Genomic DNA, 24,278 nt, shown 5'->3' on the forward strand with positions numbered 1-24,278 from the left:
CTCTCGCCTCCTTCGTCAACTGATCGGGTTCCCGCCACCTTTTCGAGGTAACGCGGCCGCCCGGGCGAGATGGTCCGGCACGTCGCCGGCGTGGAACGGGTGTTCGGCGGGTTCGATCCGGGCCAGGAAGTCCGCGTAGACGGCCGCCATCCGCAGTTCCGCGACCGGCCGCAGCAGGTCCAGGGCGCGCTCCGGGTCGCAGCCGGGCACGCTCGCCCGCCAGCGGGCCGCCCAGGAACGGGTCAGCGCGGCGGCGACCGCCGGATCGGTCCGTTCGGTGAGTCGCAGGACGTCGAAGGCGGGGTGACCGACCAAGGCATCCCCCCAGTCGATGACGACCCGCGCGGCCCCACCGGCCCCACCCGCACCGCCGGTCCCGGTGCCGCGGACGTTGCCCGGGTGCAGGTCACCGTGCACGAGCGTGTCCGGGACGCCGCAGTCGGCCACCCGGGCCAGCCGCTCGTCCAGGCCGTCGAGCAGGCCCGCCACCGGTGCCAGGTCGGCGCCGTGCGCGGTCAGCACCCGGCGCACGTACGCCGCCAGGGCCGCGCCCCGCCGGTCGGGTACGCCGGCCGCGACCAGCGCTGCCACGTCGGCGGCCGCCCGGGTCTGGATCTCGTGCTGGTCGGCGCCGATCGCCTCGCGTTCGGCCGGGCCGGCGCCGTACCGGTCCTCGCCGGGCACATGGTCGAGCAGGATCCGGCCGGTGCCGTCGGCGCCGAGCAGCACCGGGGCGAGCCGTGGCACCGCCCGGCCCAGCCAGCGCAGCACCGCCGCCTCGTGCGCGAGGAAGCCCGGCACCTGCTTGACCCAGACCGGATCGCCGGCCGGGTCCGCACCGGCGATGTCTGGACCGGCCGGGTCGAGGCGCCAGATCGCCGAGAGGTTCCACGCCCGCCGCTGCACCGGCCGGTACACCCCCCGGCCGAGTTGCTCCAGCCGGTCCATGGCCCAGCGCAGCGTACGGTCGGGACCGCCCGGGTCGGCCCAGGGCGCCCGCCGGGGGTCCGGGGACAGATCGGTGGCGGCCGGGACCGGCAGCAGCCCGTCCGGGGCGGTGTCGATCTGGGCCAGGTAGGTCACCGTGCCGCCGGGTGGCGCCGGCCGATCGGCGGTGAGCAGCCGCAGGATGGTCACCTCGACGCGATGCCGGGCGCGGGCGGCGGCCACCACGTCGGCGATGTCCTGCCACCACGGGTCGGGTGCGTCGAACGGGGCGAGGGCACCGAGCGGCGCGCCGGTCGGATCGACCAGGATCAGGTTCACGGTACGGGGCACGGGCCGCGACGCTAACCGCCGCGGCGGTGGCCGGCCATCGGTTTTGCCGGCCGCCACCGGGTGAGCCGGGTCACCCGGCCGGGCAACGGGGCCGGGCGGAACCCGGCTCCGGAGCGCATCGGGCGCCTACATCGAAGAATTTCGTCGCACGAAATGCCAGATCTGCTCATTTACATCCCTTTTATCCATCGTCCGTTCGGCTAGATTTCTGGGATACCTTCAGGCTAGGGTTAGACCACTGAACGGCCGAACATGCACCTGAACGACTGACATATCCCGCGGACGGGGTGCAGGGAGGATCACCATGACCGCGACGATCGAGCAGACCGGGACCGCTACCAGGTCCGTGGAAATGCCCGAGGTCAAGCCCGCCGACAGCGCGGCCGAACTGCTGGACGCGATGGCGGCGTTGCCCGCCGACCATCCGTCCCGGCCGGCGCTACGGGACCGGGCGATCGAGGCCTGGCTGCCGCTGGCCCAGCATCTCGCCCACCGCTACAGCGGCCGGGGCGAGCCGACCGACGACCTGATGCAGACCGCGGCGGTCGGCCTCATCAAGGCGGTCGACAAGTTCGACCCGAGCCGTGGCGTCGACTTCGCCGGTTACGCCATCCCGACCATCATCGGCGAGCTCAAGCGACACTTCCGGGACCGCACCTGGGACATCCGGGTGCCCCGCCGCCTGCAGGAACTGCGGCTGAGCATCTCCGAGGCGAACAGCACCCTGCTGCAGAGCCTGGGCCGCTCGCCGACGGTCGCCGACATCGCCGCCCACCTCAAGCTCACCGAGGAAGAGGTGCTGGAGGGCCTGGAGGGCGCCCGCGCCTACAACGCGGTGTCGCTGTCGACCCCGACCGGCGACGGCGAGCGGGCCACCGAACTCGGCGACATGCTCGGCGGCGAGGACGGCGAGTTCGAGCTGGCCGAACTGCGGGTCGCGCTCGGGCCGGCACTGTCCACGCTCGACGAGCGTGAGCAGAAGATCCTGACCCTGCGCTTCTACGGCAACCTCACGCAGTCGCAGATCGCCGAGCAGATCGGGGTCTCCCAGATGCACGTCTCGCGGCTGCTCGCCCGCGCCCTGGTGAAGCTGCGCGGCCAGCTCAGCGACACCTACTGACCTTGTTGGTCGGCAAGCGGCGGCCGGATCCTGTGGTGGGGGTCCGGCCGCCGCGCCGTGTCCGTTCCACCCCCCGGGCATCAGCCCGGCCAGGGAAGCCGGGCCGCCAACTGGAAGACGAGTTCGCCGTCCGGGGTGCGGCGGACGCCGTGCTCGAGCCACCCGCCGCCCAGGCCGACCCGCTCGGACAGACCGGCCAGACCGACCCGGGCTCCCGGCACCACCGGCCCGCCGACGGGCACCAACCGGTTGCACATCCGTACGCGCAGTTCGCCGTCCGGAGTACGGTCCAGCCGTATCCGCACCTCGCTGCCGGGCGCGTGCTTGCGGGCGTTGGTCAGCCCCTCCTGCAGCACCCGGTACGCGGTCCGGCTCGCCGCCGCCGGCAGGGCCACGTCCGGCAGCAGGTTCTCGACCTCGACCACGGTGCCGGCGGCCCGGACGTCGGCGACGAGCCGGTCGAGATCGGCGAGGCCCGGCTGCGGACGCAGCCCGTCGGCGGTGTCGGGCGCGGCCCGCAGCACCCCGAGGATCTCGCGGAGGTCCTCCAGCGCCTCGTGCGCGCCGACCCGGATCGTCCGGGCCGCCCGGGCGATCTCCTCCGGTGACAGGTCCGACCGCACCTCCAGCGCACCGGCGTGCAGGCTGACCAGGGAGATCCGGTGGGCGAGAACGTCGTGCATCTCGCGGGCGATGCGCTCGCGCTCGAGCACGCGTACCCGGTCGAGGTGCAGCCGGGCCTCGGCCTCGGCCCGCTCCCGCAACACGGCGTCCTTCTCCCGCTGGGCCCGTACGACCGTGCCGACCGCCACCGCGATCGACAACAGCGCGACGTGGAGGGCGTTGGCACCGAGAATCCCCAGGTCCGGATCCGGCCGGTGGAGCGAGTACGGGACGAAGGCGACCACGTGCAGCCCGGCGACGGCGAGGCTGACCGGCCACCGCCGGTTCGCGGTGACGGTGTAGACCGCGATCAGGACCGCGGCGCCGACGAACTCGGTGATCGGCATGATCGCCGCGAGCAGGAGCGCGACCCCGACCGGCCAGCGGCGCCGCCACCACAGGGCGAGACAGCCGACCCCGGAGAGGACCAGCGCGAAGAAGAGCGTGGCGCCGGTCACGGTGCCCAGGATCTCGGCCGTACCCGCCGCCTCCATGGCGACCAGCGCGGCCACCCCGATCGCGGCGAGGTCGACGACCGCCTCGCGCAACGTGCGGCGGCGCCGGCGGCGCCCGCCGGGAGTCCGCGGCCCCTCCCCCGGCACGCCGGTCACGACCGTGCCGTCGCCCGTTTCCTCCACAGGCACGACGGTATGCCGGCCGCGCTGCCCGGAACAGTCGCCGAAAGTAGATCGGCCCGGCTCCGCACGCGGCGGGGCCGGGCCGATGCCGACGGGAACGGTCGCCGGTGGCTAGCGGCCCGGCGGTGGCTGCGGGCGCCGCCACATCGGCCAGAACGGCGTGCCGTCGGGCACCCGGAACGGCTCGCCGACCGCGTAGCCGTGCCGCAGGTAGAGGTCGCGGCTGCGGGCGCTGCTCGCCTCCAGGTAGGCGGGCATGCCCTTGGCGTCGAGCCGGGCGTGGTGGTGGCGCAGCAGCGCCGACCCGCTGCCGGTGCCCTGCCGGGCCGGCGCGACGGCGAGGAACGCCAGGTGGTGGTGTGCCTCGTGCGGGTGGTTGGCGTCGAACAGGTCGTCGAGGTGCAGGAACCGGTCGGTCCACTCCCCGCAGACCCGCTCCACCCGGACCTCGTAGTCGACCGGGGGTGGTGGCGGCTCGCCGTCGCGCGGGAACCACACCGCGACCGCCGACCGGTCGCCGGTGACGTACACCAGGCCGAAGGTCAGGGCGTACTCGACCATGATCTCGAAGTTGCCGGCGAGCACCGCCCGGCGGGCGGCACGGTCGGGCACCAGCCAGTCGGAGACCGGTAGCGGCGCGAACGCCTCGGCGATCAGGGCGGCGATCGCGGGCGCCTCGTCGGCCGCGGGCCGTTCGGGGGCGGGGGCGCTCACCGCGTCGTCCCGCTGCTCGCCGGATCGTCGGTGCTCGCGGGTCCGTCGGTGCTCGCGGGTCCGTCGGCCGGGGTGGTCCGGTCGCCCGGCGGTGCCCCGCCGGCGCCGGCCCGCTGGAGCGGCAGCAGCGCGGTGGCGCGTTCGGCGCCGAGCCCGATGGTGGCGTACACGTCCGGCCGCCGGTTGCGCAGCGCCAGGCCCCAGGCGGTGCCGACCACGGCCGCGACCAGGTAGGCCAACGGGAAGATCCAGCGCAGCGGCGAGTCGGGGCCGACGCCGAGCAGGTCGGCGAAGTTGGCCAGCGCGGTGAGCGCGATGACGGCCAGCGCGACGGCGGCCAGGCCGGGCGCGAAGACGCGCCGCCACAGCGGCTCGCCGGACGGCTGCCGGACGAAGAACACCACCACCGACACCGAGGTCGCGGTGATCAGCAGCAGCAGGCCGAACCCGCCGACCGTGCCGCCCCAGAAGAAGAGCTGGACCAGCGGGTCCCATCCGGCGACGGCGTACATGAGGATGACGGCCAGCCCGAGCGCGGTCTGGGCCACCGAGCCGCCGCGCGGGGCGCCGGTACGCGGGGACGTCTGCCCGAAGACGGCCGGCAGGACCCGTTCGCGGCCGAGCGCGAAGGCGTACCGGGCGGTGGTGTTGTGGAACGAGATCATGGCGGCGAGCAGCGAGGTGAGGAACAGCGCATGTCCGATATGGACGATCGGTTCGCCGAGCCGGGCACCGGCCAGGTTGAAGATGACCTCGGTGCCCTCGGCCCGGGAGACCTCGACGATGCGGCCGGGGCCGGTCGCGACGGTCATCGCCCACGCCGACAGCGCGTAGAGGCCGCCGATGATCGCCACCGACAGGTACGTGGCGACCGGCACGGTCCGTCCGGGGTCCTTGCTCTCCTCGCTGAAGACGACCGCGGACTCGAAGCCGCTGAAGCCGGTGGTGGCCAGCACCAGGATCGCGCCGACGCCGGGGACGAGGAGGTTGCCGGGCGCGAGGGTGTCGAAGGTGAGCTGCCCGCCGGCCGGCCGGAGCAGGTTCGCGGCATCGAAGACGAGGATGATCGCGATCTCGGAGAGCAGCAGTACGGCGAGCACCATCCCGTTGACGTCGACCCGCAGCACGCCGAGCGCGCCGACGACGGCCCACGCGACGAGGGCGACGACCCACCACTCGGTCCGCAGTCCGAACCACTGGTCGATGACGGGTGCGGCGGCGGCGCCGATGGCGCCGTACAGGCCGACCTGCAGCGCGTTGTAGGCGATCAGGGCGACCCAGGCGGCGCCCACGCCGAAGGGCCGGCCGAGCCCACGGGCGATGTAGGCGTAGAAGGCGCCGGCGTTGGCGACCCGGCGGGCCATCGCGACGTAGCCGACCGAGAACAGGCCGAGGAGTACGGCGACGACGAGGAAGGCGAGCGGGATGCCGGTGACGCCGGTGACGGCGTACCCGGTGGTGACCAGGCCGGCGACCACGGTCAGCGGGGCGGCGGCGGACAGGACGAAGAAGATCACGGAGGGGATGCCCAGCCGGTTGCGGGCGAGGGCGGACGAGACGTTGCTCGGGCGGCTCCGGGTTGTGCTCAGGGTCATTGGACTGCTCCGTTTACGGGGGAGGACGGCGGATGTCCATCGCGGCGGATCTATTGGCGGTGGCTGAGCACCGCCGCTCCGACGGCCGCCTCGGTGTGCGCGACGAGTTCGCGCAGCGGCGGGGTCAGGTCGGTGAGCAACCGGTCGACGAGGCGCTGCGCCTCGGACCGGCCGTGCCAGAGCACCTCACGGGTGAGGTTGGTGGCGCCGACCAGGCCGAGCAGCGCCAGGTCCGCCTGGTCGGCGGCCTCGCCGCGGTCGACCAGGGCCCGCAGCCGGGTCGCCGGCCACGCCGCGGCGTTGATGTCGACCGGCAGGTAGGCGGTCGTGGTACGCAGCAGCCGCCGGAACTCGTGGCGGCGTACGACGCCGGAGCGGGCGAGCCGCTCACCGACCGAGCCGGCCGCGCCGTGCCGCAGGAAGTCGATCCAGAGCCGGATCTGCCGGTGCTGTGCCTCGCCGGCCAACTGGTCGAGCACCGTGTGGGCGAGGGCGTCGGGCGGCGGGCGCCGGTCGACGATGGTCAACTCGCCGGCCTCCACTGTGATCCGTCCGAAGAGGAGCAATTCGCCGAGGAGCGCGGCGGCCAGCCCGATCCCCGTGGCACCGGGGTTCAGGCGGGGTTTTCCGGTGGCGTCGTCGTGGGCGATGAGGAAGAACTCATCGGCGAGTAGCACAGTTCTCCTCTCGATACGGTATGTCACGACCGGACGCCGCCAAGAAGGATGCATCCCATGTGGACAGATGTGCAAGCCCGGTAACCAGCTGGTTACATTCAGACCGGACTGACCTGGGGGTGCCCATAGCGTGGGAAGTGGCCGTATCGGCATCCGGGACAATGAACGGATGCTGAGCGCCCGGATGCCCGATCTGCCGGTCCGCGCGGTGCTGCCGGCCGTGACCGGGGCACTGGAGCGGGCCGGCAGCGCCGTGCTGGTCGCCCCGCCCGGCACCGGCAAGACGACCCTCGTGCCGCTGGCCCTGGCCGGTGCCGGCCGGGTCGTGGTCGCCGAACCGCGCCGGGTCGCCGCCCGCGCCGCCGCCCGCCGGATGGCCGACCTGCTCGGCGAACAGGTCGGCGACACCGTCGGCTACACCGTGCGCGGCGAGCGGCGGGTCGGCCCGCGCACCCGGGTCGAGGTGGTCACCACCGGCGTCCTGGTACGCCGGCTGCAACGCGACCCCGAACTGCCCGGCACCGACGTCGTGCTGCTCGACGAGTGCCACGAGCGGCATCTGGACACCGACCTGGCGCTCGCGTTCACCGTCGACGTACGCGCCACGCTGCGGCCCGACCTGCGGCTGCTGGCGACCAGCGCGACCGCCGACGCCCGGCGGCTGTCCGCCGTGCTCGGCCCGGACCGGCCGGCCCCCGTGGTGGTGGCGGAGTCGGCACTCTTCCCGGTCGACGTGGTCTGGGCACCGCCCGGCCCGGTCGACCCGCCGCACGGGCTGCGGGTCGACCCGCGCCTGCTCGACCACGTGGCCGCCACCGTCCGGGTGGCGCTGCGCGACGACACCGGGGACGTGCTCGTCTTCCTGCCCGGCACCGGCGAGATCGCGGCGGTCGCCGGCCGGCTCGGCGACCTGCGTGGCGACGTCGACGTGATCGCCCTGCACGGCCGGCAGTCCGGCCGCGAGCAGGACGCGGCGCTGCGGGCCGCCGCCCGCCGCCGGGTGATCCTGGCGACCGCCGTGGCCGAGAGCAGCCTGACCGTTCCCGGGGTCCGGGTCGTCGTCGACGCCGGGCTGGCCCGGGTGCCGCGTACCGACCACGCGCGGGGGCTCGGGGCGCTGGTGACCGTACCGGCGTCGCGGGCGGCGGCGACCCAGCGTGCCGGTCGGGCCGGTCGGGAGGCGCCCGGCCGGGTCTACCGCTGCTGGCCGGCCGCCACGCACGAGCGGCTGCCCGCGCACGCCGAGCCGGAGGTCGCGGTCGCCGACCTCACCGGGTTCGCGCTGCAACTCGCCTGCTGGGGCGCCCCGGACGGGACCGGGCTGGCCCTGCCCGACCCACCGCCGGAGGGCGCGCTGCGGGTCGCCACGGCCACCCTGGCCGCGCTCGGGGCGGTCGACGCCGACGGCCGGGTCACGCCGCGCGGGCGCTCGATCGCCGCCGCCGGTACGCATCCACGGCTGGCCCGGGCACTGCTCGACGGGGCCGGCACGATCGGCGCGCGGCGGGCCGCCGAGGTCGTCGCGCTGCTGTCCGACGAGGGTCCGGCCGGCTCCGGCGACGACCTGGTGACCGCCTGGCGGCGGCTGCGTACCGGCGCCGACCAGGCGGCGACGGCCCGGTGGCGCACCGAGGTACGCCGGTTGACCGCCGCGCTCGGGTCCGGCACACCGGACCCCGACAGCCCGGCCCCCGCATCCGCCGACGGTGGCCCGGCACGACCGAGCGGCGGCCCCGGCCCCGTACCCGACGATCTTGCCGCCGGGCTGCTGGTCGGGCTCGCGTACCCGGAACGGCTGGCCCGGCTGCGGCCGGGCGCCACCACGACGTACCTGATGGCCGGCGGCACCGCCGCGGACCTGCCGCCGGGGTCGGGCCTGGCCGGGACGCCGTGGCTGGCGGTCGCGGTGGCCGACCGCTCCCCGGGCGGGGCGGCGCCCGGATCCGGCTGGCCGCCGCCATCGACGAGGCGACCGCCCGGGAGGCCGGCGCGGCCCAACTGAGCCGGGAGCGGGAGGTCGGCTGGGTGGACGGCGACGTGGTGGCCCGCGACGTGGAGCGGCTCGGCGCGATCGTGCTCGCCGACCGGCCGATCGCCCGGCCGGACCCGGCGGCGGTCGGCGCGGCGCTGCGCGGCGGGCTGGAGCGTGCGGGGCTGACGCTGCTGACCTGGACACCGGCCGCGCGGGCGCTGCGCGAACGGCTGGCGTTCTGCCGGCTGGCGCTGGGCGAGCCCTGGCCGGCGGTCGACGACGCGGCGCTGCTCGACCGGGTCGACGCCTGGCTGGGCCCGGAGCTGGCCGGCGCGGTCCGGCGGGCCGACCTGGCCCGGATCGACGTGGTCGCGGCGCTGCGCCGGCTGGTGCCCTGGCCGCAGGCGGCCCGGCTGGACGAGGTCGCGCCGGAGCGGCTGGCGGTGCCGAGCGGGTCACGGGTCCGGGTCGACTACACCGATCCGGCCGCACCGGTGCTCGCCGTCAAGCTCCAGGAGACGTTCGGCTGGGCCGACGCGCCCCGGCTGGCCGACGGCCGGGTTCCGGTGCTGCTGCACCTGTTGTCGCCGGCCGGCCGCCCGGTCGCGGTGACCCGTGACCTGGCGTCGTTCTGGCGCACCGGCTACCGGCAGGTGCGGGCCGAGTTGCGCGGCCGCTATCCGCGCCACCCGTGGCCGGAGGATCCGACCACGGCCGAGCCGACCGGGCGGACCCGCCCGCGCCGGGGCTGACCGGCGGTCCGTCCCCGGGGTCGAGGGGTCATTCGACGATGTCGGCGACGACCACGGTGATGTTGTCCGGGCCGCCGGCGCGCAGCGCCAGGTCGACGAGGCGGCGGGCGCACTCCTCCGGGTCGGGATAGCCGTTCAGGGTCTCCGCGAGGGTGCCCTCGCGGACGACGTTGGACAGTCCGTCGCTGCACAGCAGCCACCGGTCGCCGGCCCGGGGGGCGCTGACGGTGTAGGCGGGGACGACCGGATCACCCTGGAGGGCCTGGGTGACCACGGCCCGGCGCGGGTGGTTCATCGCCTCCTCCGGGGTGATCACGCCCTCGTCGACGAGCATCTGGACGAACGTGTCGTCCCTGGTCACCTGCTCCAGGACCCCGCCGCGCAGCAGGTAGGCGCGCGAGTCACCGACGTGCGCGAGGGCCAGGCCGGTGCCGGTCGCCGACATCAGCAGCGCGGTGAGGGTGGTGCCCATCCCCTCGCGCCCCGGGTCCTCGACCACCGCGGCCCGGATCCGTTCGCCGGCCAGCTCGACCGCCCCGCGCAACGCGTCGACGAGCCCGTCGTCGGGGGTGGGCACGTCCAGCGGCGTGACGGCGGCGATGGCGATCGCGCTGGCGAGGTCACCGGCCGCCATTCCGCCCATCCCGTCGGCGACGGTGACGAGGAACGGGCCGGCGTGGACGGAGTCCTGGTTTGCGCTCCGGATCAGTCCACGGTCGCTCACCGCCGCAGAACGCAGCTTCAGGGTCATGGCAGGCAGCCTGCCAGGAGGAGGGCCACCATGTCTCTAGTGAATCACCGTGCGTCTTGTCGATCGAGGACATCTCACATGTGAAATCGGACAAAACATCCCGCTCTCCCCTCGACGGACGCACATCCAGTAACGTCGATTGACAGGTCGGAAATGCGCTGGCAACATCGGACCGAGGCTGGGAGCGCTCCCAGCTATCGCCGCCCGCAGCGCCGGCCGGGCCCGTCGGTGGCCGTCGCGGGCACCACCCGCCACCGGAAGGACCGCCGTGCCCCGCACCCGAAACCGTCCCCGAAGCCGCCCCCGGCGCACCGCCACGACCCTCGCCGGCACCGCCACCGCCGCCGCGCTCGTCCTCACCGTGGCCGCCGCCCCGGCCGGCGCCAGCCCCACTGCCCCGCACCCCGCCGGCCCGCCGCCCGGCACCGCCCAGGAGGAGCCGCCGGAGCAGATCGAGAACGGCGACTTCAGCAACGGCACCGCCGGCTGGTTCACGTACGGGACCACGTCGAGCGGGATCGTCGACGGGCGGCTGTGCGCCGACGCCCCCGGCGGACTGGTCAACCCGTGGGACGGCGGGATCGGGCAGAACGACGTACCGCTGATCGCCGGGGAGACGTACGCGCTGTCCTTCGAGGCGTCGGCCGACCCCGGCGCGACGGTACGGACGACCGTGCAGCTCGGCGGCGAACCGTACACGTCGTTCCTGGTCCGTGACGTGGCGCTGACCGCGCAGCCGCAGCGGTTCGAATACACCTTCACCGTCACCGAGGACACCGAACGCGGCCAGGTCGCCTTCCAGATCGGCGCCAACCCGCACGACTACACGGTGTGCCTCGACGACGTGTCGCTGCGCGGCGGCGAGGAGGAGCCGCCGTACGAGCCGGACACCGGCCCCCGCGTGCGGGTGAACCAGGTCGGCTACCTGCCCGGCGGCCCGAAGCACGCGACCCTGGTCACCGCCGCCACCGAGGCCCTGCCGTGGACGCTGGCCGACGCCGCCGGAACCGTGGTCGCGCAGGGCACCACCACCCCGCGCGGCGTCGACCAGGCGTCGGCGCAGAACGTGCACACCATCACGTTCACCGGCCACACCGCGCCCGGCACCGGCTACCGGCTGACCGCCGACGGCGAGACCAGCCACCCGTTCGACATCACCGGCGACCTCTACGACCAGCTGCGCTCCGACGCGCTGCAGTTCTTCTACGTCCAGCGCAGCGGCATCGAGATCGACGGCGACCTGGTCGGCGCCGAGTACGCCCGGCCGGCCGGGCACCTCGGTGTCGCCCCGAACCGCGGCGACATCGACGTGCCGTGCCAGCCCGGCGTCTGCGACTACCGGCTCGACGTACGCGGCGGCTGGTACGACGCCGGCGACCACGGCAAGTACGTCGTCAACGGCGGCCTGGCCACCTACCAGCTGCTGAGCGCCTTCGAGCGGACCAAGACGGCGGCCGGCGCCGGCGGTGGTGCCGCGCTCGGCGACGGCACGCTGCGGGTGCCCGAGCGCGGCAACGGCGTGCCGGACATCCTCGACGAGGCCCGCTGGGAGCTGGAGTTCCTGCTGCGCATGCAGGTACCGGCCGGCAAGCCGCTGGCCGGGATGGCCCATCACAAGATCCACGACCGGAACTGGACCGGGATGCCGCTGGCCCCCGAAGACGACCCCGAACTGCGCGAGCTGCACCCGCCGTCGACCGCGGCGACGCTCAACCTCGCCGCCACCGCCGCCCACGCCGGCCGGCTCTACGCCCCGTACGACGCGGCGTTCGCGGCCCGCGCGCTGACCGCGGCGAAGACGGCGTACGCGGCCGCCAAGGCCAACCCGACCCGCTACGCCGACCCGAACGACGGCAACGGCGGCGGCGCCTACAGCGACGGCGACGTCAGCGACGAGTTCTACTGGGCGGCGGCACAGCTCTACCTGACCACCGGTGAGGCCGGCTACCTCGCCGACCTGACCGCGTCGCCGCACCACACCGGCGACGTGTTCGACGCCAACGGCTTCAGCTGGCCCTCGACGGCCGCGCTCGGCCGGCTCGACCTGGCCACCGTCCCCAGTGGACTTCCCAGCGCCGAGCGGGACCGGATCCGGGCCTCCGTGGTCGCCGCCGCCGACGCCCACCGCACCACCCAGGCCGGCCAGGCGTACGGGCTGCCGCTGCCCGGCGCGGCCGGCAGCTACTTCTGGGGCGGCAACGGCAACATCCTCAACAACGGGGTCGTGCTGGCCACCGCGTACGACCTCACCGGCGACGTCGGATACCGCGACGCGGCCGTCCAGACGATCGACTACATCCTGGGCCGCAACGCGCTCAACCAGTCGTACGTCACCGGCTGGGGCGAGCAGGCGTCCCGCAACCAGCACAGCCGGATCTTCGGCAACCAGCTCGACCCGGCCTCACCGAACCCGCCGGACGGATCGATCGCCGGCGGCGCCAACGCCAGCCTCGACGACCCGTTCGCGGCACAGCTGCTGGCCGGCTGCGCGCCGATGTTCTGCTACGTCGACGACATCGCCTCGTACGCCACCAACGAGGTCGCCATCAACTGGAACTCGGCGCTGGCCTGGATGGCGTCGTTCCTGGCCGACCAGGGCGCGGCGGAGCAGCCGGCGCCGAGCACGTGCCGGGTCAGCTACGTCAACTACGGCATCTGGCACGGCGGGGGCGGCTTCACCGCGCAGGTCACCATCACCAACACCGGTACGACGCCGGTCGACGGCTGGACCCTCGGCTTCGCCTTCAGCGGCGCGCAGAAGGTCCGGGAGGCGTGGATGGCCGGGGTGACCCAGCAGGGTGCCACGGTCACCGCCCGCAACGAGACCTACAACCGCCGCATCCCGCCCGGCGGCACGGTGACCTTCGGCTTCAACGCCACCACCACCCCCGCCCTCGCCAACCCGTCCCCCACCCTGTTCACCCTCAACGGCACCCCCTGCACCACCTGACCCCGTAACCCCGCCCGCCACACCACCCACCCGCCCCCGCGCCGCCCCGCCCCCGCGCCCCCGCGCCGCCCCGCCCACACGCGCCCCCGCCCCCGCACGCACCCAGCACCTGCACGCGCCCGGCACCCGCCCCGCACGCGCTCGCGCCGGCGCCGCGTTGATCAAGGACTGGTTGCCAGGATCGTGTCCTGGTTGGTCCCAAAGATCCCCTTGATCAACGCGGCGGGGCGGGGGCGGGGCGGCGCCGGGAGCGGGGGGCAGGGCGGCACGGGGGCCGGGGAGCGGGGCGGTGCGGGGGCGAGGTGCTCCTATGGTGCGTGATCCGGCCGCCACCCCCGCGCCCTTCGTGACGTGGCGGTGTGTGGTGATCGTTAGCTGTTCCGCTGCGTTCATGCGGCGTGTCGAACCGCTGGGCAACTGATGATCACAGGTGCCCTGGCGGCCCGCAGGCGGGTCAGCCGTAAGCCGGCGGGACCGGGTCGGGAGTGCCGTACGGCACGTCGGAACGGCACCGGCGGACCCGGGCCGCCGCCAGTTCGCCGCCCACCGCGAGTCCGAAGCGGTCGACTGCCTCCAGCCCGTACGCGCCGCACGTCGGGGTGAACCGGCAGCGGGTCGGCAGCCGGTGCGACAGCCACCGCCGGTAGCCGCGGATGGCGGCGAGGCCGGCCCGGTCGACCATCCCGGATCGGAAAGCCGGTGACGTCCGCACGGTGGTGGATGGGCCCGGCCGCGCCGCCGCGGACGTACCCGGGCGCGCCGCCGCCAACGGGCCCGGCCGCACCGCCGCGGACGTACCCGCTCGGGCCGGGAGGGGCGGGCGGCGGGTCCGGGTCGACCGGACCCGGCCGGCGACACCGGCGGTGGCCGAGCCGAGCAGGAGCAGGCCGGAGAAGAGGCCGAAATTGCAGGACGGGAAGTCGCAGCTACAGACGTCGCAGCCGTCGAGCCAGTCGCGCTTCCTGCGCCGCCGCCGGTTGTCGCGGCGTCGTACATGCATCATCGCGTCATGATGCGCCAGCGGCACAAGGGGGCGGCGGGCAGCTACCCCAGCATCTGGTCGGTGTAGCACCAGCGCCACGACTGGCCGGCCTCGAACGAGCGGATCACCGGGTGGCCGGACTCGTGGAAGTGCGCGGTCGCGTGCCGGTACGGCGACGAGTCGCAGCAGCCGACGTGCCCGCAGGTCAGGCAGAGCCGCAGGTGCACCCAGTCGGTGTTGCCGTCGCGCAGGCAGTCCTGGCAGCCCTGCGTGGTCTGCGGCCGCGGTGCGCCGGCCTCGGCCAGGTGGGCGCAGGTCATCACGGGGTCCTCTCGCGCAGCAGGGATTCTTCGAGGTCGAGGTCGCGCAGGGTACGGACCAGGACCTCCTCGGGAATCCGCCCCTCGTCGCGGGCGGCCCGGAAGACGTCCCGTTCGGCGGCGATCATCTCCTGCCGCAGTCGCCGGTACGCCGCCGACGGGGTCTCCCGGTCGCCGCCGCCGATACGTTCCCAGGCGGTGTTGGTGCGCTCGTCGACCAGCCCGCGCAGCCGGTCGACGACGCCCGCCGGGGCGCCGTCGGCGCAGGCGTCGAGGCGTTCCCGGGCGGCCTGGCCGGCATGGTTCTGCACCTCGGCCTCGACCAGCGCGTCCTTCGTCGGATCGTCGGGTTCGAGGCGGAGCCAGCGGGCGACGACCGGCAGGCTCGCCCCCTGGAGTACGACGGTCACCACGATGACGGTGAACGCGATCCAGATGAACAGCCCGCGCGGGTACGGCGCACCGCCGGCCAGGCTCATCGGCAGGGCGAGGGCGGCGGCCAGGGTGACCACGCCGCGCATGCCGGCCCACCCGATCAGGGTCGGCACCTTCGCGGGCGGCCGGGGGTCGCGGCGGCGGATCCGGGGCACCAGCCGGGCCACGTAGGTGGCCGGGTAGACCCAGACGAACCGGATGGCCAGCACGGCGGCCAGCACCGCCCCGGTGACCACGGTGGCGGTCACCGGTGCCGTGTCGATGTCCCGGACGATCTCCCGCAGCTGGAGCCCGACGAGCAGGAAGACCAGGCCCTCGAGCAGGAAGTTGACCAGCCGCCAGAAGGCGTGCATCTGGAGCCGGGAGGCGGCCGAGAGCAGGACCGGCAGTTTGTGGCCGAGGGCCAGCCCGGCGACGACGACGGCGACGATGCCGGAGGCGTGCAACAGTTCGGCGATCAGCGCCACGCCCAGCGGGGTGAGCAGGGACAGCGCGTTGTCCAGCAGCGGGTCCTTGATCGCCCGGTGGACGCGGCCGATGAGAACGGCGGCGACCGCCCCGATCAGTACCCCGCCACCGGCGCCGCGGGCGACCTCGACGGCGATCTCGCCGACGGTGACGGCGGTGCCGGCCATCGCGGCGATCGAGACCCGCAGCAGCACCAGCGCGGAGGCGTCGTTGATCAGGCTTTCGCCCTCCAGGATCGTGACGATCCGCCGGGGCAGCCCGATCCGGCGGGCGACCGCGGTCGCGGCGACGGCGTCGGGCGGCGCGACGACCGCGCCGAGCGCCACGCAGGCCGCGAACGGTACGTCGGGCAGCAGGGCGTGCAGCACGAACCCGACGGTGAACGCGGTGACGACGACCAGGCCGATGGCGAGCAGCAGGATCGGGCGCAGGTTGTAGCGGAACGCCGGCACCGAGGTCTCCAGCGCGGCGACGTAGAGCAGCGGCGGCAGGATGCCGACGAGGACGAGTTCGGGGTCGAGCCGTACGTCGGGAAAGCCGGGCACGAAGGACAGGGCCAGCCCGAGGACGACGAGCAGGATCGGTGCGAGCACGCCGAGCCGGCGGGCCAGTGCCGCGCCCAGCACCGCGGTGCCGAGCAGCACGACGGCGTCGACGAGCACGTGCATGGGTGGAGCGTATTGCCCGAAACGCCCCGGTGGAGGCGAGTCGGCCGGGCCACCTCACTCGCTGTGTGCGCCCGCGCCGGCTCCGGCCGACTTCCCCTCGCCGACCCACACCGTCTTGACGTTGCAGAACTCGCGGATGCCGTGCGCGGACAGTTCGCGGCCGTACCCGGAGTTCTTGACGCCGCCGAACGGCAACTGCGGGTACGAGGTGGTCATGCCGTTGACGAAGACGCTGCCGGCGTCGAGGTCCTCGGCGAACCGCTCCTGCTCCCCGGCGTCGGTGGTCCACGCGTTGGCGCCCAGCCCGTAGCTGGTGCCGTTGGCCAGTTCGACGGCCTCGTCGTACGACGTCACCCGGAACAGGCCGGCGACCGGACCGAAGACCTCCTCGGCCCACATCCGCATCGGCGGGCGCAGGTCGGCGACGACGGTCGGCGGATACCACCAGCCGCCGCCCTCGCCACGCTGGCCGCCGCACAGCACCCGGGCGCCCTTGGCGACCGCGTCGGCGACCTGCTCCTCCACGGTGTCGCGGCCCCGGTCGGTGGCCAGCGGCCCGACGTCGGTGTCGTCGGCCATCGGGTCGCCGACCTTCAGCGCCGACATCCGGGCGACGAACTCGTCGCAGAACGCGTCGTAGACGTCGGCGTGCACGATGAACCGCTTGGCGGCGATGCACGACTGGCCGTTGTTCTGGCAGCGGGCGGTGGTCGCCACCTGCGCCGCCAGCGCGATGTCGGCCGACGGCATGACCACGAACGGGTCGCTGCCGCCGAGTTCGAGCACGGTCTTCTTGATCTGCCGGCCGGCGGCGGCGGCGATGGCCCGGCCGGCCGGCTCGCTGCCGGTCAGCGTCGCGGCGCGGACCCTCGGGTCGCCCAGGATCGGCTCGACGGCGTCCGAGCCGACCAGCAGGGCCTGGAACGCGCCGGCCGGGAAGCCGGCCCGGCGGAAGAGTTCGTCGAGGAACAGCGCGGTCTGCGGCACGTTCGAGGCGTGTTTGAGCAGGCCGACGTTGCCGGCCATCAGCGCCGGGGCGGCGAACCGCATGACCTGCCAGAGCGGGAAGTTCCACGGCATGACGGCCAGTACCGGGCCGATCGGGCGGTAGCGGGCGTACGCCTTCACCGCCCCGACCTGGGCGGCGTCGGCCGGCTCGTCGGCGAGGTACGCCTCGGCGTGCGCGGCGTAGAAGCGGGCCGCGTCGGCGCACTTGGTGACCTCCGCCTTCGCCGCCGCGAGGGTCTTGCCCATCTCGGTCGTCATCAGCCGGGCGACCTGGTCACGCTCGGCGTCCAGCAGGTCGGCGGCGGCGGTCAGCCACCGCGCCCGCTGCCCGAAGGACGTACGACGCAGGGTGTCGAACGCGGCGGCGGCCCGGCCGATGGCGGCGTCGACCTGCTCGGACGTCATCGGGTCGAAGGTCTTCAGCACCTGTCCGGTGGCCGGATTGGTCGTGGCGATCGACACGTCGTGCTCCTCACTCGAACAGCGAGTAGTTGCCCCCGGGGTCCTCGCGGCGGCGGGCGCGGCGGCGGCGCTGCACGACGACCAGGTCGATCGCCGCGACCACGGCCAGCAAAGCCAGCACCACGGCCAGCCACGGCACGTCCGAACGGGCGGCCAGAAGGGCCAGGACGGCGCTCATCGCCAGACCGAAACCGGCCAACACCAACCGCAGGTTCAGGGCGGTGTACGGCCGGTCGTGGGTGCCCCGACGCCCCCGGGGCTGGGCTTTCGTGGCCATACGGTTGGTCTACCCGAGCCCTGTCCCGGCTAACCTCGCTGGTCACCGGGTGGGCGGTACCAGCCAGAATGAGCACCGCTACTCATCCACCGGACCGCCGCCCATCGGAAAGCTGACCAGATGATCGATCGCATCCCGCCCCACAGCCACGCGCAGTCGCGGGTCGGCATCACCGCGGTCGGCGCCAGCCTCCCCGAACGGGTGCTCGCCACCACCGACCTCGAAGAACAGGTCGCCACGGCCAGCGGATTCGCGCTGCCCAACCGGATCTTCACCACGATGACCGGCATCGAAGAGCGCCGGATCGCCGCCGACGACGAGTACGCCTCCGCCCTCGCGGTACGCGCCGGCCGCCAGGCGCTCACGGCCGCCGACCTGGAGCCGGCCGACATCGACCTGCTGATCTTCGCGTCGGCGACCCGCGACGTCGTCGAGCCGGCGACCGCCCACATCGTGCAGGCCGAACTCGGCACCCGGGCGCACGCCGTCGACCTGACCAACGCCTGCAACAGCTTCGTCAACGGCATCGACGCCGCGCGCGCCTTCGTCCTCGCCGGCCGGGCCACCCGGGCGCTGGTCGTCACCGGCGAGACCCCGACCAGGTCGATGCGCTGGCAACTCGCCGACCTGGCCCAGGCCCGTGCCGCGTTCGCCGGCTTCACGTTCGGTGACGCCGGGGCCGCCGTCGTCGTCGAACCGGTCGCCTCCGGCGGCATCCTCGACGTCGACACGGAGACGCACTCCGAGCACTGGACGGTCGGCGGGATCGACGGCGGCGGCTCCCGGTTCCCGCGCGGCGACGAACACACCTACTTCCGCGGCGACGGGCACGCCCTGCGCGGCGTCTTCGAGAAGATCGGTACGGCGATCCTGGACCGGGTCCGGCACCGGACCGGCCTGGACTGGGCCGACTACACCAAGGTGCTGGTGCACCAGGTGACCGGCCCCTACCTGGACCGGTTCGTCGAGGTGACCGGGGTGCCGAAGGAGAAGCTCGAGGTCACCGTCACCGGCCTGGGCAACATGGCCAGCGCCACGCTGGGCGTGCAGTTGGCCCGGGTCGACCCGCACCTGCGCCCCGGCGACCGGGTGCTGTTCATCGGCCTCGGCGGCGGCGTCAGCGTGATGACGATGGTCTGGGAGAAGTCGTGACCGAGCGCAGCGAGGGAACCGGCAGGGTCAGCCCGGACAGCGGTGGCGCCGAGCGGAGCGAGGCGACGCCGCTGTGGGTCGTGGTGCCGGCGTACAACGAGGTGACCCGGATCGGGGGCACCCTCGACGCGCTGGCCGCCCAGACCGACCTCGACTTCACGCTGCTCGTCGTCGACAACGGCTCCACCGACGGCACCGCCGACGTCGTACACCGGTTCGCGGCGACCGCGCCGGTGCCCGTGCTGCTGATCAGGGAGCCGGACAAGGGCGTCGGCTGCGCGGTCGACACCGGCTTCCGGCACGCGATCACGCACGGCGCGCTGCTGCTGGCGCGTACCGACGCGGACTGCCTGCCGGCCCCCGGCTGGGTGGCCGCCGCCCGGGCCGCGCTTACCGCCGGCGCCGGCATGGTCTGCGGCCGGATCAGCGCCCGCCGCGACGAGCACGGGCCGCTCGGCCGGGCCGGGTTCCGGATGGTGGTCGCGATCGCGGCGGCGTTCGGCCGGCTGCGGCCGGCCCACCGCGAGGCCGGCTACCTGGCGCCCTACCGGATGCACGCCGGCAACAACATGGCGATCACCGCCGCCCTCTACCTGGCCTGCGGCGGCATGCCCCGCCGCCCGTCGCCGACCGACCGCACGTTCCTCAACCGGGTACGCCGCACCACGCCCGCCATCGCCCGCAGCCGCAGGATGGTGGTGGCGAACTCGACCCGCCGGCTGCGGGCGTACGGCCTGCGCCGTTCCGCCCGCTGGTATCTCGACCGGGGTAGCGGCGACCTGACCCCGGACCCGCGCTGATGCTCGACGAACTCGCCGCCGCGCTGCGCCGCCACCCGGACCGTCCGGCGGTCCTGGCCGCCCGCCGGTCCGGCACCACCCGGGTACGCGCCACCCGGGGCGACCTGGCCGGGCTGGCCGACCGGTACGCCGCCGCCCTGCACCACCGTGGGCTCGCCGAGGGCGACACGCTCGGGGTGGCGGTCCGCCCCGGCCCCCGCGCCCTGTCGGTGATGCTGGCCGCGTTCCGGCTCGGGCTGCGGGTCGCCGTACTCGACCCGTCGGCCGGCGCCGACGTACTCACCGCCCGGCTCCGGCTGGCCGCCCCGGCGCTGGTGGTGGCCGACGCGGCCGCGCAGGCGGTCGCCGGCTGGGCCCGGCCGCTGGCCCGCCGCGCCCAACTCGACCTGCCCCGGCTCGACACGATCGCCCCGGTGGCCACGGTCGGGCGGCGGCTGCCGTTCTCGGCCCCGGCGCTCGGCGGGCGGGGCGGCCCGACGCCGGACCGGTCCGCCTCCGACGGCGACGCCGTCGTCATCTTCACGTCGGGGACGACCAGCGCACCCCGGGCGGTGGTGCACACCCGGGCCAGCCTCGCCGCCGGCATGCGCCAGGTCGTCGACCTGGTCCGGCCGCGCGCCGACGAACCGGTCCTCGGCGGCATGTTCTTCGTGCTGGTGCCGTCGCTGGCCAGCGGCGCACCGGTCGCCCTGCCGGCCCGCTCGCCGAAGGTGCTGGCCCGGCAGATCGTCCAGGTGAAACCGCAGGCCAGCTATCTCACCCCGCCGCAACTGCGGGCCCTGCTCGCGCAGGCGCCCCGGCTGTCCGGACGCTTCTACTCCGGGTCGGCGCCGGTCAGCGCCGCCCTGCTCGACCGGGTGAAACGGGCCGGGGCGAGCGAGGCGTGGGGCGTGTACGCCCTCACCGAACTCTTCCCGGCCGCCGCCGTCGAGCAGGCCGAGAAGGCGGCCTTCACCGGCGACGGCGATCTGGTCGGCGCCCCGCTGCCCGGTGTGCGGACCCGGGTCGACGACGGTGGGCAACTGCTGCTGTCCGGGCCGGGGCAGGCCGACCGCTACCTCGGGGCGGAGCCGCACAGATGGGTGGAGACCGGTGACGTGGGCCGGGTCGAGGACGGCGCCGGCGATGCGGGCGGTCCCGCCGGGGCCGGCGGCCGGATCGTGCTCGCCGGGCGTTGCAAGGACATGATCCTGCGGGCCGCGGAGAACATCTATCCCGGCCTGTACGAGCCGGCGCTGCACGTCCCCGGCGTCAACCTCGCCGTCCTGGTCGGCGTGCCGGCCGGCGACGGCGACGAGCGGCTGGTGGCCGTCGTCGAACCCGAACCCGGCGCCGACCCCGGCCGGCTGCGCCGGGCGCTCGCCCCGGTGCTCGACGGGATGGGCGCCGCCCGGCCGGACCGGGTGGTGTTCGCGGCCGTACCGACCGCCGGCCGGTCCCGCAAACCCGACCGGGCCGCCGCGTCCGCACTCGCCGTCGCCCGCCTCGCCGACGCCCCGGAGCAGCGGTGAGCCGGCGGCTGTGGGTGGTGGTGCCGGCGTACGACGAGGCCGGCGCGATCGGCGGCACGCTGACCGCGCTCGCCGCCCAGACCGACCCCGACTTCGCGCTCGTCGTCGTCGACAACAACTCCACGGACGGCACCGGTGACGTGGTTCGCCGGTTCGCGGCCGGCGCCCCGTTCCCGGTCGACGTGGTGACCGAACCCCGGCCCGGCGCCGGCACCGCCGCCGACACCGGATGCCGGCACGCCATCGCGGCCGGGGCGACGCTGCTTCTGCGTACCGACGCCGACTGCCGGCCGGCCCCGGACTGGGTGGCGACCGCGAAGGCGCTGCTCGACGGTGGGGCCGAGATGGTCTGCGGGCGCAGCGTGCCGCGCCGCGACGAGCGGCCCAGCTTCGCCGAGCGGCGGCTCTTCCCGGCCGCCGTACGCGCCGCCGGCGTCTACGGCCGGTTCCGGCGTACGCACCGGGCGGCCGGCTTCCGTACCCCGTACGTGCTCTGCCACGGGCACAACCTGGCGCTGACCGCGGACCTGTACGTGCGCTGCGGCGGCATCCCCCGGATCACGCTGCGGGACGGCGCCGACGACCTGGACCTGCTCAACCGGGCCCGCCGGCACACCGGCAGCTGTCGGCATCGACTACGCCCTGTTCATCATCAACCGCCCGACCGGATCGTGCGGGCGGAGCACATGGTGGTGGAGAACAGCCTGCGCCGGCTGCGGGCGTGGGGGCCGCGCCGCACCCTGCTCTGGTACTGGGACCGCCGCTGGCAGCCGACCGAACCGGAGGGTGACCATGTCCGCTGACCAGGCTGTTCCCTCGCGGGTCGGCGGTTCTGTGGGTACGCCGGCCGCGCGCGCCGTGGCCGGTTCCGGCCGGGACGTCGGGTCCGGCTCGGTCGACGGCGCCGGTGCGCCTCGGGCCGCCCGCCGGGCCGGCCGGGCGCGGCGCCGGGACCGGCTCGTCTACCTGCGCAGCCATCCGGTCCTGTTCACGCTGCTCGCGGCGACCAGACGCGCCCCGGTCCGGCGGATCGGGCGGACCGTGCTGGTGCACGGGACCAGGGCCTACCTGGACGCGCTGACCCGGGTCCCCTTGGACCGGGCCGCCGAGGGAACCACCGGCGGCACCGCCCGCCGGCTGACCGAGGGCGGGCTCCTCTTCGACCAGGAAGGCACCGTCCACAAGGGAGCACGACGGAGTCTCGCCGACGACCTCGGCAGCGCCGGCGTCGTACGGCTCCGCCCGGTCTGGACGGCGGTGCTCGAACGCCGGCTCGCGCCGCTGGCCACCGGCGGCACCGTCGACCTGGTCGACATCACCGCCGAACTCGCCGGGGCGACCACCGCCGCCCTGCTCGACCTGGACACCGACCCGCTGGTGCTGGCCGACGCCGCCCGGCACGCCGCCGCCACCGGGGCCGGCCAGCACATGCCCGGCCCGAGCCGGCCCGGCAGCGCCCGCGCCGCCCGGCTAGCCGCCGAGGCCCTCACCGACCTGGTACGCGACCACGCCGCCACCCGCGCGCGGTGTCCCGCCGGTGCCGTGCCGCCGGTCGCGGGCGATGGTCCCGCGCGCACGGCTGACACCGGGACCGCTGCCGGTGGCGAGGGTGCCGCCGGCCTGGCCGCCATGCTCGCCGTCGCCGCGATCAACACCACGGTCGCGGCGATCCCACGGGCGGCCGCCTGGTGCGCCGACGACGACCTGTGGCACTGGGCCGACGACACGGCGACCCGCCCGACGCTGGTCACCGAACTGCTCCGTGTCACCGCCCCGACCCCGCTGCTCCCCCGGGTCGCCGCCGCTCCCGGCACCGTCGACGGCTGCCCCGTACGTGCCGGTGACCGGCTCGCCCTGATCGCCCGGCACGCCGTCGACGCCCACCGCACCGACCCGTCCCACGACAACCCGGCCCCGCCACAGGTGGCGCAACTCGTCTTCGGCGCCGGCCCGCACGCCTGCCCCGGTGCCGCACTCGCCCGCGCCCAGCTCGCCGACACCCTCGCCGCCCTGGCCCCGTACCGGCCGAAGGTCGTCCGGGCCCGCGCCGACCGCCGGGCCGCGCTGCCCGGCTGGGCCGTGCTGACCGTACGGGCGACCCGGTGAACGGGCTGCGGATCGCGGTCACCGGTGCCAGCGGGTTCTGCGGTGCGGCGGTCGCCCGGGCGGCCGCCGAGGCGGGCGCGACCGTGGTCTGCCTCGGCCGACGCCCCGGCCCGGTCGGCCGGCACGTCCACTGGGACGCCGCCCGCGACCACCCGGACCTGGCCGGCACCGACGCCGTCATCCACCTGGCGGCGGCCGTCGGCGACACCGGCGGTGGACCGGCGGTCGAGGCCGCGTACCGGGCGGTAAACGTCGACGGCACCGCCCGGCTGCTGGCGGCGGCCGGCGACCGGCCGGTGGTGTGGGTAAGCAGTGCCAGCGTCTACGACCCCCGGCTACGCGTCGACGCGATCACCGAGGACCACCCGGTCGCCGCCCAGCGCACCCCGTACGGCCGTACCAAGGCCGAGGGGGAACGCCTGGCGCTCGACGCGGGTGCCGTGGTGCTCCGCCCCCGGGCGGTGTACGGCCCCGGCGACCCGCACCTGCTCCCCCGGCTGGTCCGGGCGGTCCGTCGGGGCCGGGTCATGCTGCCCGGACCCGACGTCAGGCTGAGCCTGACCGCGGTGGAGAACCTGGCCGACGCCTGCCTGGCCGCGCTGTCGTGGCCGTCCGGGGCGTACAACATCGCGGACGCGACGCCGTACTCGCGGGATGTGGTGGTCCGCGACGGCCTGGCCGCGCTCGGCCATCCGGTACGGGTCGCGCACCTGCCGGTGCCGCTGACGATGGCGGTGGCCGCCGTCGTAGAGACGATCGCCCGCCTGCCCGGCACCGGCCCGCCCACCCTGACCCGGTACGCCGTCGACCAGCTCGCCCACGGCGTCGTACTGGACACGGAACGGGCCCTCGCTCAGGGCTGGACACCCCCCCGGTCGTTCGCCGACTTTATCGGAGGCCGGCAGCAAATATAAGCGTCCGGGGCGACCGAGGTCCGGTTGCTGTTCGCCTTCGACCCGCACCGGGAGGCGATCTTCCT

General features: G+C 75.0%; 19 protein-coding genes and 1 pseudogene. 9 read left to right on the plus strand and 11 right to left on the minus strand.

Annotated features, from left to right (window positions below):
- Window positions 1–15 precede the first annotated feature (15 nt).
- Window positions 16–1,278 carry a phosphotransferase family protein gene (locus tag QCD66_RS25105; protein WP_375735324.1) on the minus strand — a complete coding sequence of 421 codons (1,263 nt, stop codon included), beginning with the start codon at window positions 1,276–1,278 and terminating at the stop codon, window positions 16–18.
- Window positions 1,279–1,582: 304 nt separating this feature from the next.
- Between QCD66_RS25105 and QCD66_RS25110 the strand changes: the two genes are divergently transcribed.
- Window positions 1,583–2,398 carry a SigB/SigF/SigG family RNA polymerase sigma factor gene (locus QCD66_RS25110; protein WP_375735323.1) on the plus strand — a complete coding sequence of 272 codons (816 nt, stop codon included), beginning with the start codon at window positions 1,583–1,585 and terminating at the stop codon, window positions 2,396–2,398.
- 80 nt (window positions 2,399–2,478) lie between these two features.
- Here the strand turns inward: QCD66_RS25110 and QCD66_RS25115 are convergent, their stop codons facing one another.
- From QCD66_RS25115 to QCD66_RS25130, 4 genes are all read right to left on the minus strand, one after another.
- The gene (locus QCD66_RS25115) at window positions 2,479–3,663 is read right to left on the minus strand and encodes a sensor histidine kinase (protein ID WP_375735341.1); all 1,185 of its coding nucleotides are present in this window, start codon (window positions 3,661–3,663) and stop codon (window positions 2,479–2,481) included.
- 147 nt (window positions 3,664–3,810) lie between these two features.
- Window positions 3,811–4,413 carry a GNAT family N-acetyltransferase gene (locus tag QCD66_RS25120; RefSeq protein WP_375735322.1) on the minus strand — a complete coding sequence of 201 codons (603 nt, stop codon included), beginning with the start codon at window positions 4,411–4,413 and terminating at the stop codon, window positions 3,811–3,813.
- Window positions 4,410–6,008, minus strand: a complete 1,599-nt coding sequence (locus QCD66_RS25125) for an APC family permease (protein WP_375735321.1) — start codon at window positions 6,006–6,008, stop codon at window positions 4,410–4,412. Before QCD66_RS25125 ends, QCD66_RS25120 begins: the two co-directional genes overlap by 4 nt.
- A gap of 50 nt (window positions 6,009–6,058) precedes the next feature.
- Window positions 6,059–6,685 (minus strand): GPP34 family phosphoprotein, encoded by a 627-nt coding sequence (locus tag QCD66_RS25130; RefSeq protein ID WP_375735320.1) that lies wholly within the window; start codon window positions 6,683–6,685, stop codon window positions 6,059–6,061.
- A 169-nt stretch (window positions 6,686–6,854) separates the two neighbouring features.
- On the opposite strand from QCD66_RS25130, the pseudogene hrpB reads away from it, so the two are divergent.
- Window positions 6,855–9,409, plus strand: a pseudogene (gene hrpB / locus QCD66_RS25135) (ATP-dependent helicase HrpB).
- Window positions 9,410–9,437: 28 nt separating this feature from the next.
- Here hrpB and QCD66_RS25140 read toward each other — a convergent pair.
- The gene (locus QCD66_RS25140; protein ID WP_364214240.1) at window positions 9,438–10,160 is read right to left on the minus strand and encodes a protein phosphatase 2C domain-containing protein; all 723 of its coding nucleotides are present in this window, start codon (window positions 10,158–10,160) and stop codon (window positions 9,438–9,440) included.
- 268 nt (window positions 10,161–10,428) lie between these two features.
- On the opposite strand from QCD66_RS25140, the gene QCD66_RS25145 reads away from it, so the two are divergent.
- Window positions 10,429–13,110: a glycoside hydrolase family 9 protein gene (locus tag QCD66_RS25145; protein ID WP_407566800.1), complete on the plus strand. Its 2,682-nt coding sequence runs from the start codon at window positions 10,429–10,431 to the stop codon at window positions 13,108–13,110.
- A 454-nt stretch (window positions 13,111–13,564) separates the two neighbouring features.
- Here QCD66_RS25145 and yidD read toward each other — a convergent pair whose 3' ends face one another.
- Genes yidD through QCD66_RS25170 form a run of 5 tightly spaced genes read right to left on the minus strand, consistent with a single transcriptional unit; the run spans window position 13,565 to window position 17,730 of the window.
- Window positions 13,565–14,113 carry a membrane protein insertion efficiency factor YidD gene (yidD, locus tag QCD66_RS25150; protein ID WP_375736961.1) on the minus strand — a complete coding sequence of 183 codons (549 nt, stop codon included), beginning with the start codon at window positions 14,111–14,113 and terminating at the stop codon, window positions 13,565–13,567.
- A gap of 41 nt (window positions 14,114–14,154) precedes the next feature.
- Window positions 14,155–14,412 carry a UBP-type zinc finger domain-containing protein gene (locus QCD66_RS25155; RefSeq protein WP_375736962.1) on the minus strand — a complete coding sequence of 86 codons (258 nt, stop codon included), beginning with the start codon at window positions 14,410–14,412 and terminating at the stop codon, window positions 14,155–14,157.
- Entirely contained in the window at window positions 14,412–15,983 is a 1,572-nt protein-coding gene (locus QCD66_RS25160) for a Na+/H+ antiporter (protein ID WP_375736963.1), read from the minus strand. Before QCD66_RS25160 ends, QCD66_RS25155 begins: the two co-directional genes overlap by 1 nt.
- A 54-nt stretch (window positions 15,984–16,037) precedes the next feature.
- The gene (locus tag QCD66_RS25165) at window positions 16,038–17,453 is read right to left on the minus strand and encodes an NADP-dependent succinic semialdehyde dehydrogenase (protein WP_375736964.1); all 1,416 of its coding nucleotides are present in this window, start codon (window positions 17,451–17,453) and stop codon (window positions 16,038–16,040) included.
- Between the two features lie 10 nt (window positions 17,454–17,463).
- Complete coding sequence (locus tag QCD66_RS25170; RefSeq protein ID WP_364214225.1) at window positions 17,464–17,730, minus strand: DUF6343 family protein; 267 nt, start codon at window positions 17,728–17,730, stop codon at window positions 17,464–17,466.
- A 120-nt stretch (window positions 17,731–17,850) separates the two neighbouring features.
- Between QCD66_RS25170 and QCD66_RS25175 the strand changes: the two genes are divergently transcribed.
- From QCD66_RS25175 to QCD66_RS25200, 6 genes are read left to right on the plus strand one after another with little or no spacing between them, the layout of a single operon-like run.
- Window positions 17,851–18,882 carry a 3-oxoacyl-ACP synthase III family protein gene (locus tag QCD66_RS25175; protein WP_375736965.1) on the plus strand — a complete coding sequence of 344 codons (1,032 nt, stop codon included), beginning with the start codon at window positions 17,851–17,853 and terminating at the stop codon, window positions 18,880–18,882.
- Complete coding sequence (locus tag QCD66_RS25180) at window positions 18,879–19,682, plus strand: glycosyltransferase family 2 protein (protein ID WP_375736966.1); 804 nt, start codon at window positions 18,879–18,881, stop codon at window positions 19,680–19,682. The genes QCD66_RS25175 and QCD66_RS25180 overlap by 4 nt, the downstream gene beginning before the upstream one ends.
- Window positions 19,682–21,193, plus strand: a complete 1,512-nt coding sequence (locus QCD66_RS25185) for a class I adenylate-forming enzyme family protein (protein WP_407566801.1) — start codon at window positions 19,682–19,684, stop codon at window positions 21,191–21,193. The genes QCD66_RS25180 and QCD66_RS25185 overlap by 1 nt, the downstream gene beginning before the upstream one ends.
- Window positions 21,190–21,996, plus strand: a complete 807-nt coding sequence (locus QCD66_RS25190) for a glycosyltransferase family 2 protein (protein WP_375735949.1) — start codon at window positions 21,190–21,192, stop codon at window positions 21,994–21,996. Before QCD66_RS25185 ends, QCD66_RS25190 begins: the two co-directional genes overlap by 4 nt.
- Window positions 21,986–23,299 (plus strand): cytochrome P450, encoded by a 1,314-nt coding sequence (locus QCD66_RS25195; RefSeq protein WP_375735950.1) that lies wholly within the window; start codon window positions 21,986–21,988, stop codon window positions 23,297–23,299. The genes QCD66_RS25190 and QCD66_RS25195 overlap by 11 nt, the downstream gene beginning before the upstream one ends.
- The gene (locus QCD66_RS25200; RefSeq protein WP_375735951.1) at window positions 23,296–24,213 is read left to right on the plus strand and encodes an NAD-dependent epimerase/dehydratase family protein; all 918 of its coding nucleotides are present in this window, start codon (window positions 23,296–23,298) and stop codon (window positions 24,211–24,213) included. Before QCD66_RS25195 ends, QCD66_RS25200 begins: the two co-directional genes overlap by 4 nt.
- Window positions 24,214–24,278 lie beyond the last annotated feature (65 nt).

Origin of the sequence: Polymorphospora sp. A560, from assembly GCF_045781765.1 — a bacterium.
In the GTDB taxonomy this organism is placed as follows: domain Bacteria; phylum Actinomycetota; class Actinomycetes; order Mycobacteriales; family Micromonosporaceae; genus Polymorphospora; species Polymorphospora lycopeni.